General features: G+C 55.2%; 14 protein-coding genes and 2 tRNA genes. 6 read left to right on the forward strand and 10 right to left on the reverse strand.

Features of this window, described 5'->3' with window-relative positions:
• Window positions 1-128: 128 nt before the first annotated feature.
• A complete protein-coding gene (locus QZ305_RS00005) occupies window positions 129-1,037 on the reverse strand; it encodes a YitT family protein (RefSeq protein WP_294729402.1) in 909 nt (302 codons plus the stop codon).
• An 80-nt stretch (window positions 1,038-1,117) separates the two neighbouring features.
• On the opposite strand from QZ305_RS00005, the gene QZ305_RS00010 reads away from it, so the two are divergent.
• The 5 genes from QZ305_RS00010 (at window position 1,118) to QZ305_RS00030 (ending at window position 4,315) form a co-directional block, all read left to right on the forward strand.
• On the forward strand, window positions 1,118-2,332 hold the full coding sequence (locus QZ305_RS00010; protein WP_294729404.1) for a CapA family protein: 1,215 nt from the start codon (window positions 1,118-1,120) through the stop codon (window positions 2,330-2,332).
• Between the two features lie 223 nt (window positions 2,333-2,555).
• Window positions 2,556-3,311, forward strand: coding sequence for an alpha/beta hydrolase-fold protein (locus QZ305_RS00015; protein WP_294729405.1), 756 nt, complete (start codon window positions 2,556-2,558; stop codon window positions 3,309-3,311).
• A 138-nt stretch (window positions 3,312-3,449) separates the two neighbouring features.
• Window positions 3,450-3,524, forward strand: a tRNA-Cys gene (locus tag QZ305_RS00020).
• Window positions 3,525-3,527: 3 nt separating this feature from the next.
• Window positions 3,528-3,614, forward strand: a tRNA-Leu gene (locus QZ305_RS00025).
• 65 nt (window positions 3,615-3,679) lie between these two features.
• Window positions 3,680-4,315: an HAD-IA family hydrolase gene (locus tag QZ305_RS00030; RefSeq protein WP_294729406.1), complete on the forward strand. Its 636-nt coding sequence runs from the start codon at window positions 3,680-3,682 to the stop codon at window positions 4,313-4,315.
• 263 nt (window positions 4,316-4,578) lie between these two features.
• Here QZ305_RS00030 and QZ305_RS00035 read toward each other — a convergent pair whose 3' ends face one another.
• The 9 genes from QZ305_RS00035 to QZ305_RS00075 all read right to left on the reverse strand — a co-directional run bounded on the left by QZ305_RS00035 (window position 4,579) and on the right by QZ305_RS00075 (window position 14,751).
• Window positions 4,579-5,271, reverse strand: coding sequence for a Bax inhibitor-1/YccA family protein (locus QZ305_RS00035; protein ID WP_294729407.1), 693 nt, complete (start codon window positions 5,269-5,271; stop codon window positions 4,579-4,581).
• A gap of 31 nt (window positions 5,272-5,302) precedes the next feature.
• Window positions 5,303-7,000: a hypothetical protein gene (locus QZ305_RS00040; protein WP_294729409.1), complete on the reverse strand. Its 1,698-nt coding sequence runs from the start codon at window positions 6,998-7,000 to the stop codon at window positions 5,303-5,305.
• 116 nt (window positions 7,001-7,116) lie between these two features.
• Window positions 7,117-8,808: a proline--tRNA ligase gene (locus QZ305_RS00045; protein WP_294729410.1), complete on the reverse strand. Its 1,692-nt coding sequence runs from the start codon at window positions 8,806-8,808 to the stop codon at window positions 7,117-7,119.
• Window positions 8,809-8,907: 99 nt separating this feature from the next.
• Window positions 8,908-10,128, reverse strand: a complete 1,221-nt coding sequence (locus QZ305_RS00050) for a U32 family peptidase (protein WP_294729412.1) — start codon at window positions 10,126-10,128, stop codon at window positions 8,908-8,910.
• Window positions 10,125-10,997, reverse strand: a complete 873-nt coding sequence (locus tag QZ305_RS00055) for a U32 family peptidase (RefSeq protein ID WP_294729414.1) — start codon at window positions 10,995-10,997, stop codon at window positions 10,125-10,127. Before QZ305_RS00055 ends, QZ305_RS00050 begins: the two co-directional genes overlap by 4 nt.
• Complete coding sequence (locus QZ305_RS00060; RefSeq protein WP_294729416.1) at window positions 10,994-12,967, reverse strand: TIM-barrel domain-containing protein; 1,974 nt, start codon at window positions 12,965-12,967, stop codon at window positions 10,994-10,996. The genes QZ305_RS00055 and QZ305_RS00060 overlap by 4 nt, the downstream gene beginning before the upstream one ends.
• Window positions 12,967-13,800, reverse strand: coding sequence for a DegV family protein (locus QZ305_RS00065; protein ID WP_294729418.1), 834 nt, complete (start codon window positions 13,798-13,800; stop codon window positions 12,967-12,969). Before QZ305_RS00065 ends, QZ305_RS00060 begins: the two co-directional genes overlap by 1 nt.
• On the reverse strand, window positions 13,793-14,473 hold the full coding sequence (locus QZ305_RS00070; RefSeq protein WP_294729419.1) for an HAD family hydrolase: 681 nt from the start codon (window positions 14,471-14,473) through the stop codon (window positions 13,793-13,795). The genes QZ305_RS00065 and QZ305_RS00070 overlap by 8 nt, the downstream gene beginning before the upstream one ends.
• Entirely contained in the window at window positions 14,470-14,751 is a 282-nt protein-coding gene (locus tag QZ305_RS00075; RefSeq protein WP_294729420.1) for a hypothetical protein, read from the reverse strand. The genes QZ305_RS00070 and QZ305_RS00075 overlap by 4 nt, the downstream gene beginning before the upstream one ends.
• 70 nt (window positions 14,752-14,821) lie before the next feature.
• On the opposite strand from QZ305_RS00075, the gene QZ305_RS00080 reads away from it, so the two are divergent.
• Entirely contained in the window at window positions 14,822-16,099 is a 1,278-nt protein-coding gene (locus QZ305_RS00080) for a hypothetical protein (RefSeq protein WP_294729422.1), read from the forward strand.
• Window positions 16,100-16,113: the final 14 nt, after the last annotated feature.

The raw sequence follows: 16,113 nt of genomic DNA on the forward strand, positions 1-16,113 counted from the left end.
CAGTGCCGAACGGCACGCTGGGTGGTGTGAGAGGGACCTAGTCTCTACTCGATTCGTGACATGTATCTGTTATCGTCGTTCGGACTGACTGCCCTGTCTTCATGGCGCAGCCATGCATCGGCGCGGGCTCATTCAATGGGCTGCTGGTAGAAAGACCCGTAGAAGCTGCTGGTGTTGAAGGTATTCACCAGGACTTTGGGATCGACTTTCCGCACGTTGGCGATCACGTCCGGGAGTTCGTAGGAAGAAATCACGGCCTGGCAGATGTAATACTTCCGTCCGGAGTAGGCACCGGTGGCGTCAATGATGGACATGCCGTGGCGGCAGACGGTGAAAAACGCATCGGCGACCTGGTCGGGGTCGGTGGTGGTGAACTGCACGGTGACCTGGGAGTAGCGCTGGTAGAGGGAGGATATCGCTTTGGTGGAGAGGAACTGGAAGAGGATGGAATATCCGGCGGCGAGCCAGCCGAAGGAGAATCCATAGAGCACGTACATGACACAGTTGGCGTAGAAGACATACTCGAATATGCTCTTGTGCAGTTTCGTGCTGACGTACTGGGCGATGAAGTCTGTTCCGCCGGTGCTTCCCCCGGCGCGCAATGCCAGGGCAATGGTGAAGCCCCAGCCGATGCCGCCGAAGAGGATGTTCAGCACTTTGTCTTCCACCAGGGGGGTGAATGTGAAGATTTCCAGGAAGACGGAGACCAGGGTGAACTGCATGGCGGTGAGCATGACGAAGCGCTTGGAGATGCGTTTGTAGGCCCAGAGGGCGGCGGGGACGTTCAGAAGCAGAATGCCCAGAGAGGTGGAGAACGGAATGCCGATTCTGGCCAGGACTTTCTGCATGAACAGCGCGATGCCGGTGAAACCGCCGGAGATCAGGTTGCAGGGTTCCATGAAGACCTGCATGACGAATGTCTGTCCCAGGGCGCTGAGGATGATCATGAGGATGGAGATGCACAGATGGATGTGTTTGTTCTGTTTATCGAGTTCCCGGATGCTGGGAAGCTGTTTCAGTGGATTTCTGGGTTTCATTTTTACACCTTCTGGAGCTATCATAGCGGATTTTACGGAATAACCAACAGCAATTGAATTCAAAATGATAAACTTTATTCATGATGAGAAAAAGAACAAGGAAGCCCGGGTACAGTCTGGTCTGCGCTGCGCTGTGTCTGGGTCTGGCAGGCTGCACCGGAAGCGGGACCGGTTCTGCGCCGGTTCCCGGCGAGGCTGCGGATCAGGGAGAACAGACTGCGCATACTGCGTCGTTCACGTTTACGGGCGTGGGGGACAATCTGCTGCATGATACGCTGTTTGTGTATCATGAACAGGATACCGGAAACCGGGATTATTCCGGGATGTATTCGGAAGTGACGCCGTATTTTCAGAAGTCCGATCTGTCGTACATCAACTTCGAGACACCCTGTGCCGGGGATGCATTCGGTCTGAGCGGCTATCCGTCTTTCAATGGACCGCTGGAGATGATTGATACGCTGGCGGGGATGGGACTGAACTGGTTCTCCACCAGTTCCAATCACTCCATGGATGCCGGAGCGGATGGTCTGCTGGCGGAGATGGCGTATGTGAATGAGAAGTATCCGGAGATTTTCTATACAGGCACCTATCCAGATGCCCAGAGTCAGAATATCCCGGCGGTGATGGAGATCAACGGAATCCGGGTGGGATTGGCGAGTTTCACGTACGGACTGAATGGCTATGTGCTGCCGGAGGACAAGCCCTGGCTGGTGAATGTCTTTGTGAAGAACGAGGAGACCGGAGAAGTGGACTACGATCTGATGGACCGGATTCTGGATCCGCTGATTGCCCAGAGCGATGTGCAGATCGTGTCGATGCACTGGGGTGTGGAGTACCAGAACCAGCCCAATGACATGCAGAAGGCAGTGGCACAGTATCTCCATGACAAAGGGGTGGAGGCGGTGATCGGTTCGCATCCCCATGTGATACAGCCGGCGGAGATCATCAAAAGCGCGGATCAGGAAACGCTGGTGTACTATTCCCTGGGAAATTTCATTTCCGGACAGGACCAGAATTACACGATGGTGGGCGGTATGGCGCAGTTTACGATGAATTACGACTTTGATGCGAAAATAGCCACGATCACCGACCCGAGTTTCACGCCGACAGTGACGTGGATATCGTCGGATCTGCGCCGCTACAATACGCAGCTGCTGCAGGACTATACCGATGATGAGGCAGCGAGTCAGTATGTGACGCTGGTGCAGGGTCAGAACTGCAGCCGGCGATATGTGAAGGAATACGTGGAACAGGTCATGGGTCAGCCGGAGGGGATCAGAATCGTGACGGAGTGAGTCTGGCGCAGTACTGGCCGGAGGGTCGCTGTTTGCGTTTCCCTGCCAATGGTAGCGTCAGTCAAAGACAGCTGTCAGCGAATGGTGATTGTCAAATTGGAATCCATGATAGCGAAGGCGTGTCTGCCTTCGCTTTTTTGGCTGCAGGCAATCGTTCACCCATTCGCTGTCTGGCTGATGCACCTCACAGGTGGCGGCAATGAAACCGGTCTATGATGCCTGTATGACGCATACATGTGAACAGCAGTTTAAGCTGCAGGATCTGAATGTCCATGTTTTCCCTTCTCTGTCGCCGCATGCACCGGTGGTGTATCTTCATGGTCTGGATGGATACAGCCGGAATGTGCTGCCTTTGCTGGAGAAGGAAGATCTCCCTGATTTTTCCCTGGTGACAGTCACGGTTCCTTATGACCGATGGAGTGTCATTCTGGCTCCCTGGTCAACGCCCGCGGGCTGGCCGCAGTATGTCGCCTGTCAGAAGGGAGCGCCAGACTATCTGCCTGTGTTTCTGCAGGAGATTGTGCCGGAGGCGGAGCGGCGTTTGAGGGAGCCTGGCCCGCGGATTCTTGCAGGGTATTCCCTGGCGGGTCTCTTTGCCTTGTGGGTCATGTGTCGTACACCGGATTTCAGCCGGGTTGCGGCAGCGTCCCCTTCCCTGTGGTTTCCCGGCTTTCAAAACTGGTTTCTGCAGCAGTCTGTTCCTGCATTGCCGGAAAGCATCTTCCTGTCCTGCTCCGAAGAGGAATACAACACGGATAACGAGTATCTTGCTCCGGAGAAGCCCGCACTGGAAGCTGTTGAGCGCTGGTGCAGAGAGCACGCTATTCAAGCCGTCTTCCAGCTGGATCCCGGCAACCATTATCAGGATGTGCTGCAGCGGACAGCCACAGCGATTGCCTGGGTACTGATGCATCCTGCAGCGAACAGATCAGCTGCCCGCAAGCTGCCTGAGATCTCCGGTAGCCGCCTCCCGGCATGATTTGATCATCCGTCTTTTACAATACCCCGCTTCTGTTTTGTTCCCCGGTTTCGCCTTCTTGGTTTTGCCGTAATGAAAATAAAAAAATGCTTGCGCCAATTCCGTATTCACGGTATTATAAACAGGCGCAAGCGACATGGTTCCGTAGCCAAGAGGCTAAGGCAATAGACTGCAACTCTGTGACCGCCAGTTCGAATCTGGCCGGAACCTCCATTTGGGGATATGGCGAAATCGGCAGACGCAACGGACTTAAAATCCGTTGAGAGCAATCTCGTGCGGGTTCAAGTCCCGCTGTCCCCACCAACGGACATAAAAACTGGGGCCACATGGTCCTTTTTTTATCATTATTATGGAAAGGAGTTCCCTGTATGGCAGATCTCATTCTCTTTGATCTGGACGGTACACTCACCGATCCGGAAGAAGGCATCACCAATTCAGTGGTATATGCTCTGAAAACCTACGGCATTGAAGAAACCAACGCCAACTGCAGGCGATTCATCGGACCTCCTCTGGGACCGGAGCTGCAGAAAGTCTATGGAGTGGATCCACGGGAATCCGTGCTCCGTTTCCGGGAATACTTCGAGGACAAAGGCATATACGAAAACAAGCTGTATCCGGACACCATCCAGGTTCTGGAAACCCTGAAAAAAGCCGGAAAAACCCTCGCTGTGGCGACTTCCAAACCGGAAGTGTCTGCAGAAATCGTTTTGAAACACTTCGGCATCCGCCAGTACTTCGATGGTGTCTTCGGGGCTTCTCTGGACGAATCCAAAGTCCACAAGGCCGACATCATCCAGGAGGCGCTGGATGCCTTTCCCGGGCAGTCTGCCATCATGATCGGCGACCGGGAGCATGACATTCTGGGAGCCAAAGCCCATGGACTTCCCTCCATCGGTCTGCTCTCCGGTTTCGGATCCCGCCAGGAACTGGAAGATGCCGGAGCGGATATCATTGTGAATTCGCTGGCAGACACCCTTCCCTGCCTGCTGGATGAGAAATCCTGATTCTTCCTGATATGCATAACAGAGCCGGAACAGCTTTTGTCAGCTGCCCCGGCTCTTTTTTGTTCCGGCGGTTTCGATCAGTTCCTGTTGCAGTTCGGCCATTGCGGATGAGTCCGCTGCAGCTTTTCAATCCGATAGTCAGTTATCTTGCTGCTGCCTTCAGCCATACACCGGTCTCTGTCGGTTCCGCCTCTGACTGCAGTATAGCAGGCAATCAGCGAGGAAAAAGAAAACTGGCAGAAGCTGCCAGTTTTCCGGAATGATCAGTTGTTGCTGGAGCGGCTGCCCAGAAGACGAAGGATGTACAGGAAAATGTTGATGAAATCCAGATACAGTTCCAGCGCCATGAAAATGGCCATTTTGCCTTCCATCATCGTGCCTTCGGTCTGCGCCAGCAGAGCCGGCAGCCGCTGAATGTCCCAGATCGTGAGGCCGGTGAAGACAATCAGTCCCAGGATGGCGATGAGTCTCATCATCATCGGTACCCGGAAGATCAGCATCACCAGCTGTGTGATCACCAGCGCCAGCAGCGCACAGAAGCAGATCGTGCCGATTTTGGTCATATCCCGCTTTGTGGTCAGTCCAACGGCCACCATGCAGAGGAAATAGACCGCACTGACCAGAAATGCCAGGGCAATCGTGCCCAGATCATAGACATAGGCAAGACTGGTCAGGGAGATGCCCATGGTGGCTGCGTACAGGATGTACAGCGCCTTCATGGTGGATTCCCTCATGCGGTACAGGCCGGCACTGATGGCTATGGTCAGAACGATCTGAACCAGAGCCAGGATCAGACTCAGCGCGGGCATGTTTATCAGGAGATTGAGAAACGTACCGCTGGAATACAGCAGCGCGGAAACAGCGAAGGTAATCACCAGCCCGCCGGCCATCCATCCATAGCTTTCCAGCATGGCTTTCCGGATGCGGTCAGGGGAATACACAGAATAGAGATTCATGCGTCAATTCACTTTCTAATCGGTCTGATTGTTATTCCTCGGTGATGAAGGACAGCAGCTGGTTGGCCGCATCATTGATTCCATCCCGGTTTTCCTTGTCGAATCCCAGGTGGGTGTAAATCTCACCGAGATAGGTGCCGTTCTTCTTCAGTGCGGTGAAAACCTCGTCAATGATGGGTTCGCAGACTTCCTGTTTCTGCATCGGTCCGAAGGGGTTCGCGAAATAGGTGGTGGAAATGCCCACTTCCTGAGTTGTGCCCAGTGCCATCCGCTTGCCCATCTTGCAGGTTTCCTTGGCTTCTTCCACAGACAGTTCGGTCATGCCCAGTTTGTCCGTATAGTTGTTGGCGTAGCAGAACAGATCGATGGGATGGTTGTGCACCACAACGCGGTAGGGAGCCGCCGGAGAAACCATCCGGGCGTTCTTGTTTTCGGGACCCATGAAAATGGACCGGTCCATATCCCGGTAAGCTGTGCCCGGATCCAGGTCATCCAGCCGGACAAAAGCGCCGATTTCCGTTCCCTGTCCGTAGGGAACACCGTTTTCCAGGTGAATGGTGCCCATATCATCAAAGACAACTTCGATGTCCTTGATCTTGTCCTTGCCCGCTGCCTTCAGAGCTTCAATGGACTCAGATTTCCCTGCGCCGGAATCGCCCATGAGCATGATGCCCTTCTTGCGGCCATCCTTCAGGGTGATGTTCACGAAGGCGCCGTGAATGGGCAGCCAGCCTTTTTCCATCATGGCCAGGTTGTGCAGCGTCAGGGACATTTTCTTCAGATATCCGAAGTATTCGATCCGGGGGTGATCGGAAATGCAGCCAACCCAGATGTCGTTGTCGGTATCGTGATAGAACTCAGTGGCGTTTTTGCCGTCTTCGTTGCCGAAAATCACCACCAGGTCCGGTTTGGCACTGGTTTCTTCCTTCGTGGCAATTTCAAACAGGTTTGCCAGAGACAGGGCACTGGCGGTGTATTTTGCATTGAAATACACATAGCACAGCAGACCGCCCACCTTCATGGGGAAGCAGAACCATTCCTCGGGGTTCAGGTTCAGGTAGTTCATCGGGTTGACATCCGTTTCCGTGAACATGCCGGTCCGCTTGCTGGATTTCGGATGCAGGATCATGGGTGTGCGCAGCATGACGGTGTCAATGACCGGAATCTCAGCCAGTTTCTCGTAACCTTCTGCGAAAGGCGCCTCCTGGTGGTGAACCGAGAAGCAGGCATTGGTGCCAGCCTGCACCTGACGGTAGACCAGGTTGGGGCGGCCTTTGAGTTTTTCCTCAAACAGACGGTAGGTCCGCAGGATCAGGTCATTGAGATGGGAATCTTTGTACACCAGGGTATTGATCCCGAAATCCGGTGCATTGTCGGAAGTCATGAAGCCAAAACGCTGGAGGCTTCGCCATTCGTGATAGGCGTCTTCGATGATCTCCAGGAGAAGATCCACGTCTTTCAGATACGGGCTCTCGATTTCATCCAGCTGGAAGACAGCGAGTTCTCTCAGAAAATGAACGACTTTGACCGCTGCTTCGGCGGTGGAATACTTTCCGTCCTGGCGCAGATAGTCATACATCTCGGGGTTTGCTTCTTTCTGCTGTCCGATGAAGTAAGTCACGAACTTCAGAAAAGCGGGAGAAGCCAGCAGGGTTTCCCGGTTCTTGGGGTAGGACTGGGAATAGTTCAGAAGTACCTGCCGGTTGCCGATGTGGATGTTTTTGTTCATGGGGTTGCTCCTTCCTTGGGAATTCCAGGCCAGTCTCCGGCTCAATAGGAGGCTGGAGTTGCTTGAAACAAACTATACTCTACCATATGAACACCTGTATTTCAATGAAATACAGTTCAGTGAAGCAGGCTTAAAATGCGTTCCCGGACCAGATCGGCGGGAATCTCTTCTTTGATACCGCTTTCCCGTTCTGTCCATTCCACCATGCTATTGTCAATGCCCCGGCCGATCGTCACCCGGTACGGAATGCCAATGAGTTCCATGTCCTTGAACTTCACGCCGGCCCGTTCCGGACGGTCATCCAGCAGCACCTTTACGCCGGCTTTCTTCAGTTCTTCATACAGCTCCTGTGCAGCCTTGGCCTGGGCTTCGTTCTTCATGGATACAGGCACAATGGCAACCTGGAAGGGTGCAATTTCCAGAGGCCAGATCAGACCCGCGTCGTCATGATGCTGGTCTGCCACAGCTGCCATGCACCGTTCCAGACCGATGCCGTAGCTGCCCATCCATACCGGTTTGAGCTGATTGTTTTCGTCCAGATACTTCAGATCCATGCTTTCGGCGTATTTGGTTCCCAGCTTGAACAGGTTGCCCACTTCGATGCCGTGTTCAAACAGCAGCGGTTTGCCGCAGTTCGGACAGATGTCCCCTTCCTGCACCTGCGCGATGTCCGCTGTCATGGCCGGTTCGAAATCCCGCAGATTCACATTCAGGAAGTGGTGATCTGTTTCATTGGCACCCACGATGAAGTTTTTCTTCTTCAGCACCTGGCGGTCCAGAATCACGGGAATGTCCAGACCCACCGGACCTGCAAAGCCGACAGCAGCCCCGGTGGCTTTCTGCACCTGTTCCGGAGTGGCCAGGTTCAGCTCCAGCGCTCCAAGCAGCTTGCCGGCTTTGGTTTCGTTCAGTTCCCTGTCTCCGGGCAGACAGAAGGCATACAGTTTGCCATCTGCGTCATAGATCAGCGTCTTGACAAAATCGGACGGTTCCCGCTCCAGGAATGCGGAAATCTCTTCAATGGTGCCCGCATTGGGCGTGTGCCGCTTTTCCATCTCCAGAAGCTCTGCCTCTTCGGTTTCCGCCACATCCGGCACTTCGGTGATCTCCAGATTGGAAGAGAAGCCGCATTCCGGACAGTGCACCACCGTATCCTCGCCAATGGAGGACAGTGCCTGGAACTCCTCTGAAAGCAGGCCGCCCATCACACCGGTATCCGCCTTGACAATGCGGTAGTCCAGACCCAGCCGGTCAAAGATCCGGCAGTAGGCGTCATACATTTTCCGATAGCCTTCGTCCAGTCCTTCTTCATTGATATCAAAGGTATAGGCATCTTTCATGATGAATTCCCGCACACGGATCAGACCGAATCTGGGCCGGGGTTCATCCCGGTATTTGTGCTGGATCTGATACAGGTTGTAGGGAAAATCCTTGTAGCTGCGACCGTCCATGGCAGCTGCCACGGTGAACAGTTCTTCATGGGTGGGACCCAGAGAGTAGGATTTGCCATAGCGGTCCTTCAGGGTGAACATGTTGGCGCCGAAGGCTTCCCGGCGGCCGGACTTGATGTATACCTCCTCCGGAATGATGGCTGGCATCAGCAGTTCCTGGGCACCCTTGGCGTCCATTTCCTCCCGGACTACTTCTTCAATGTTCTTCAGCACTTTCTTGCCCATGGGCATGATCATGTAGATGCCGTTGGAGACTTTTTTGATCATTCCCGCACGCACCAGCAGGTTGCTGGAGATGCTGTCTTCATCGCGGGCATTTTCCCGCAGCGTATAAAAAAAGCTTTCACTCAGTTTCATGGAAGTCATTCTCACTTTCGTACCCATAATTATAATCCCAATATATGGTTGGTGTCATCCGGTGACGCAGCCTCTGCGGGATGAAGAAAAGGGAACCGTTCAATTCCCGGTTCCCTTCAGGGTTTTGCGGATCATGGCGCCAGCCTGCACCAGTCCGTCCCAGCGGACTCTGACCTCCTGCATCGGCTTGTTCAGAATGGCAGGATGCTGTCCTTCATCATCCAGCACATCCTGAAAATGAATGATCTGCGGCAGAATATCCGGTCCGAAGATCTCCAGCTCCTGCCCGGGATCCAGCCGGTTCCGGACCTGAATCCGGATCCAGCCCTCCTCATCCCGCTCAGAGAGAACCAGAGCGGTGAACTCCTGGGTCACCAGTTCCGCATGTTCCCGGTACAGCTGCATATGGCTGTCCGGAATCCCTTCCAGAAATCCCGGTCCGGTGGGGCGGTTCTCCGCTTTGTCCAGCTGCTGTTCCAGTTCTTCAAGGAACTCCTCTGTGATGGACTCACCCGCATTGACTGCATCGATCAGACGGCGGTAGGTGCTGACCACCGTGGCCAGATAATAGGCGGATTTCATGCGGCCTTCGATTTTCAGGGAGGCGACCCCGGCTTCCATCAGCACAGGGATTTCCCGCAGCCCCCGCAGGTCTTTGCTGGACATGGAAAAGAGTTTGTTTTCCGCTGTCAGCTCTTCTTTCCCGGGACCGGATTCAAAAATCCGGTATTTCCAGCGGCAGGACTGGGCACAGCCACCCCGGTTGGCATCCCGGTTGGTCAGATGATTGCTCAGGACACACCGCCCGGAATAAGATACGCACATCCCGCCGTGAATGAAGGCTTCTATGGCGATGTCGGAATGTTCGCAGATCTGCCGGATCTGTTCCATCGTGCATTCCCGTCCCAGGACCACCCGGTCCATGCCCTGATTCTGCCAGAATTTCACAGTGGCGGAATTCACGGAGGAATGCTGAGTGGAAACATGGCGTTCAAACCGGCAGCCAAGCCGGCGGGCCCGGTCAAGAATCCAGGGGCTGGCGGCAATGATCGCATCCACATGAGCATCATCCAGGGCTTTCAGCCAGTCATCCAGCCCCTCCAGGTCTTCTTCATGGGGAATCATGTTCACGGTCACATGCACCGCCGCGTTCCGGGCGTGGGCATAGTCTGTCAGTTCCCGGATCTGTTCAATGCTGAAATTGGACGCCCGGGAGCGCAGGGAAAATGCCTGGCCGCCAATGTAGACTGCATCTGCCCCGTAGTCAATGGCTGTTTTGGCTTTTTCCAGATTGCCAGCCGGTGCCAGCAGTTCAATCACAGTGACTCCCCCTTTGTCTTGACGCTCTGACGGTGCCAGATGGCATCACTGCCGATACAGTCATCCTCTGCCGCTTTGCCCTGCAGAACTGCCTGACAGAGTGCAACTGTCCGGTCTCTCTGTTCCGGTGTCAGAAACCGGCTGTCAATGCGCATTCGGTCAATTCCGGCTGCCTGCAGCTGTGGCAGCTGTTTCAGACTGCTGACAGCTTCCGGAGAGAACAGAACCGTGCCGGCTTCCTGTTCCAGGACCGTGATCCGGCTGCTGCGGGTGCTTTCCTGCAGTTCGAATACGCCTGGCCCAATCCGTGGATTGCCCGTTTCCTGACCATAGGCGCTCAAAAGCCGGCGGCGGGAGGTCAGAACAGGATAATATCCCTGGATCTGAATCTCCAGCCCGCCGGTTTTCCCGGCGATCTGCAGCACTTCCTCCAGAGACAGTTCATGAGCCAGGGAAACCACATCCGCGCCCATGCGCTGCAGGGTCTTCACATCCGCACTGCTGCAGACCAGCGTATCCGGCTGAAAGATCAGCAGGCCTTCATACCCCGCTGCCTTTGCAGCCATGTACACTGCTTCATCTCCATAATAAATGCCATCCGCATCCAGCAGCTGCTGCAACAGTGAATCCAGTGCCGGCAGCTGTTCCTCCATGATGAATCCCGGCAGCATGGCATAGAGTTTCTGTCCGCTGTTTCGGGTTGTCTGGCGCAGTGCAGGCCACTCCTCTGCCTGGAAAGGCGCTGGATAGCCCTGGGCAAAGGGCGCGATGGGCACTGCCAGGCTCACGTCCCTGCGCAGGGGATCGGGCCGATTGAGCACCAGAATCAGTTCCGGTGATCCGTTCTGTTCCATGGATTTGCTGTTCATGTTGTTGCCTCCATCGTCCGGATGCTCACAGCCGCATTCTGATGAATGCCGTCATCCGTCCACAGTTCATAGCTTCCCTGCCCCGCCAGTTTGAGGTGATCCCGGTCCAGTGTGACCGTGCTGTTTGCCGGTGCTGCCAGAGGAATGGATTTTCCCTGCCGCAGGAAAAAGATACCTGCATCCATGGGCATATCCACCCAGTGCCAGCCGGCTTCCATGGGGGTCATATGGCAGTCTGTTTCCGTGAGTTCCACTTTTGTCATGGCCTCCGGCAGCCACACCATCCGGCCGGTGCTGTTCTGTTTCGTGACCGGCGCAATCATTACCTCCTGCCCGAAAAGCAGCTGATCTTCACACTGCCGGCTGATTTCATCATCCCAGACAAAAGCCAGCGGTGAAAACATCACAGAATCCTGTTCCCTGGCTTTGAGCAGTTCGCTGTAGATATAGGGAATCAGACGGTAGCGCACTTTCAGCAGAGTACGGAAAGCGTCCAGGTTTTTGAACTGCCAGGGTTCCTGCCGCCGGGTTCCCAGGGCAGAATGATTCCGGAACAGCGGTGTGAACAGACTGGCCTGCATGAACCGCAGGACCAGATCTTCCGTGGTGTTCTGACCGAAACCGCCCAGATCGCAGCCCACATACAGGAATCCCGCCATATTCAGCGCAGGCAGCTGTGCCAGCAGCAGACTGATGTGGCTCCACCAGCTGCAGTTGTCGCCGGTCCAGATTCCGCCATACCGGTGGGCACCGATATGACTGGCCCGGGAATACAGTAGCGTCCGTTCTTCTCTTGCCTGAGAGAAATACCGGGAAGCCGCTTCCGTCATTTTGCCGCCATAGAGGTTGTGCACATCTTCGTGGCAGATCCGCCCCTGTCCGGTATTGTGGAAAAACCGGGCATAATCCTCCGGATCGTTTTTGAGACCGGAGACTGCGGATTCAAAGGACAGGAAGCCGGATTTGTCCTTCTGGAACTGATCCCAGATCCGGTTGAGTTTGTCCAGTCCCGGACGGGAGAAGAACAGAGCCGGTTCATTCATGTCATTCCAGAATCCCTCAATGCCCAGATCCAGCAGACCCTGATACTGCCGGCCGAACCAGGCAGCGGCTTCCGGATTCAGAAAATCCGGAAAGACAGAAAAACCGGGCCAGACAGCACCCACGAAGGGCTCTCCGTTTTCCATGGTGCAGAAATATCCCTTCTCCAGCCCTTCCCGGTAGACACCGTAGTCCGGGTCTTCCTTGATGCCGGCGTCGATGATGGGGATCAGGCGGATGCCATCCTGCTTCAGATCCGCACTCAGCTGTTTCAGATTTCCGAATTCCGTCTGGTTCAGCGTAAAGTCACGGAATCCATCCATGTAATCGATGTCCATGCAGATCATGTCCAGCGGCAGATCCAGCTGGCGGTACCCGCTGGCGATTTCCCGGAATTCTGTTTCTGTCCGGTATCCCCACCGGCTCTGGGCTGCCCCCAGGGCGAAAAGCGGCGGCAGCCAGGATTTGGCTGCAAGCCGCCGGAATTCCTGCACAGCTTCCAGAGGTGTGGCAGCCTGCAGGTGATAGATGGTCAGATTCGGGCTGGCTGCATCCACAAAGAGTCTGTCAGGATCTGTGGCTGCCACATCAAAGGTGATCCGGCCGGGTGTGTCAAAAAACCAGATCTCCGGACTGGGCCGGTCAATCAGCAGCATATTGTGACTGCCGTAGAGCGAGCGTTTGTCTTCGGTATGACTGAAATCATCCGAGTTCCAGGACTCATAGATATGCCCCCGCTTGTTCTGTCCCCGGACAGCCTCTCCCAGTCCCAGCACCAGGGCACCGGGTTCCAGGGACAGCGTAAAATGGAAACCCGAATCGTCCAGGGAGACTTGCGCCCGGTCAAATCCTTCTGTATCCGGTACATCGCCGATCACGACAGCGCCGGTATCCAGGGGTGTGCCGATGGTGAGTTTTTCCGCAGTCATCAGCTGTTCTTCTTCTCAAACCAGGCAGCGGCAATGGCTCCTGGACCTGTATGGGTTCCAATGGCGCAGCCGACATTGACTGTTTCGGCTTCATGCCCCTGGAGCAGATCACCGTTTTCCGCCAGATACGCCTGCAGCGTGGCATCATCCGTACCGGTGTAGCCAAGGGCAACAGGTCTGGTGAAATCAATGCCGGAAGCGGAAATCGCATCCGTGAGGTAAGCCCGGCCTTTTTTCGCACCTCTGGCTTTTCCCTTGACGACAACCTCGCCGTTTTCCACTGCCACGACCGGTTTGATTTTCAGCAGGGTACCCGCCATGGCAGCCACACTGGATACCCGGCCGCCTTTCTGCAGATACTCCAGCGTATCCAGCAGCGCCAGCAGCCGGATCTGTTTCTTCTCTTCCTCCAGAATTCGGACGGCTTCCTCCAGGGACAGCCCCTGGTTCTGCAGCTCCGTCGCCCGTCTGACCAGAATCATTTCGCCGATCGTCACGGATTCACTGTCCAGAACCGATACATTGCCTTCGCAGAGGGAAGCACCCAGGCAGGCGCTCTGGTATGTGCCGGAGAGTCTGGAGGACAGGCAGATCACCAGAACATCCTTTCCGTTTTCCTGCGCTTTCCGGATGGCTTCTTCATAGACACCCGGTGCGATCTGACTGGTCTTGGGCAGGACATCGCTGTCCTCCAGCTTCCGGTAAAACTCCTGACGGGACAGGGTTTCTCCATCCAGCCAGGTTTGCCCGTCAATGGTGACATTCAGAGGCAGGACAGTTAGTCCAGGTGCACTCTGCAGATCGCATCCAGAATCTGTGATGATTTCAAACATGTTTTTCTCCTTCCAGCTGCCGCAGCAGAGCGGTCAGCTCACTTTCTGTATAAACAGCATAATCAGCTGCCGGCCCTGATTCCTGGTGCCGGCGGTTGAAATGAATGGTATGCCAGCCCAGAGCTTTGGCTCCTTCCATGTCATTGACGTAATTGTCGCCAATGTACCAGAAATCCTCCGGCTGGTCCGTGACGGCTTCGAAAGCCCGGCGATCGGGTTTGGCATATCCGATCTGCCCGCTGGTGAAAGTGTGATTCTCCGGGAAGAACCGTTTCGTATCCAGCGCGGCAAATTTCCGTCGCTGGTGCTCATCCGGTCCATTGGACAGAATCCACAACCCGGAACAGGTCCCGGACAGCCATGTTTCCAGCACCGGATCCATCCGGATGTCGTTCTGTGCCTGCCGGTATGCCTGCTGAAACGCCTGTGCCTGTTCTGGAGAGATGGGCTGGCCAAGACGCCGGCAGCCTTCCTGTATCCGCCAGGCACCGGACTCGTCCACGGTCATGGCACCTTCCTGAACCAGATGAAACACTTCATCGGACAGCTGTCTGGTCATGACGTAAAATTCTTCCGGGTCCGCCCTGAGATCCGGAAGAATTGCCAGGCAGGCTGCATCAAAGGGCTGCCGCATATCATACAGCGTATCGTCGCAGTCAAAGCAGAAGTTCATGAGTCCTCTCCTTCCCCGGTCTGTGCCGGCGTGTTCTGCAGCAGATGATCTCTGCCGGCGTCCGGATTCACAAAATCATCCCGGGTCCCGAACAGAACATACACCCGGTCGGATGTCATCTGCAGTTTCATCAGCCGGTCCATGAGCTCCGGATCAGCCTGCACCCCATCCTGCATCACCGCCAGCAGCAGCGGCTGCTCCGGTTCGCAGGATTCCAGCCGGGTCAGCAGTTCAGCTGCGGCGGCTTTGTTTTGCAAAGTCAGTGTTTTTGTTTTCACGGACTTGATTATAGCATGCAGCAACAGTCCTGCCACCATACCCGGTCAGGCTGTCTGTTACAATGGGAGCATGAAAAAAATACAAATCATTGAACTCGGAGCAGCTGTGCTCTTTCTGGCTGCGGGTGCGGGACTGCTTGTATGGCCGGGGCTCTCCGGCAGACTGCTGTACTGGATCATGACCGGTTTTCTGGCTGTCACCACGCTGGTGCTCTTCATCCGCCGCTTCACTACCGGCAGCCGGGTCAATTACATTCTGGCTGCTGCCGCCCTGGCGCTGCTGCTCCTGGTCGCTTTCATGCCCGGTGTGCTGGCCAGTGTGGCATTTGGAATCTACATGCTGTTCTGCGCCATCTGCTATTTTCTCCAGGCGTATGCAGATGGCATGTCCAACTGGAAGGATCCATCTTCCCTGCTGTTTGGCTGCGCCTACCTGGCGCTGGCGCTCTTTCTGTTTCTGGCCCGTCACCATGACAGCCGGATGCTGCAGGTCGTGGTGGGCTGGTATCTGGTGTTTCAGGGACTGGAACTGCTGCTGGTGCATTCTGTCTCCCGACGCAGAAGATCTTTGGGGTACCGGGTCCTGAACCACATGACATCTCTGCCGGTGGCATTCGTCACCTTTCTTCCCTTCATGGTGCTGGAAACCATGGAAAAACGCATCCGGACAGATGGGAGCATCAGCTATGACCGGAAGAAAACCGATGCCGAACCGGATCTGACGGTCTATATCCACACCGGCACAGAAGGGGTGCACGCTGTGGGGCATATGACATTCTGTTTTGAAGGTCTCATGTATTCCTACGGCAATTATGCAAAAAAGGAAGAGAAGCTGGCAGGCACACTGGGACCGGCAGTGTTCTTCACCGTTTTGCCGGAGGTGTACATCAACAATTCCTGCATTTATGAAGGAACGACGCTGTATGGATTCGGACTGATCCTGACAGACAGACAGAAAGACACGCTGCGAAACACCCTCAGAGATATGATGAATTCCATGGTCCGCTGGGCCTGTCCTCTGCAGCAGGATCCCCAGGGCTGGCAGCACCCGGAACAATGGTTCACCGACTACGCCAGCCGGCTGTTCTGGCGCACCGGCTGCAAATTCTGGCAGTTTACCAGAGGACAGTGGAAGACCTACTGGGTCATGGGCACCAACTGCTCTCTGTTTGCCGAGACCATCCTGACAGCCGCCGGCTGCCGGATTCCCCGGAAAAAAGGCATTGTGTCTCCCGGCGAATACTTTCAGTATTTCCAGGAACTCTTTGCTGATCCGGACAGTCAGGTCATCAGCCGGCAGTGGCATACAGCCAGTGTTCCTGCCACACTGTACAGAACCTGGGCCTGATCCAAAGGCAGTCA

The organism is uncultured Faecalibaculum sp., from assembly GCF_910588395.1.
Taxonomy (GTDB): domain Bacteria; phylum Bacillota_I; class Bacilli_A; order Erysipelotrichales; family Erysipelotrichaceae; genus Faecalibaculum.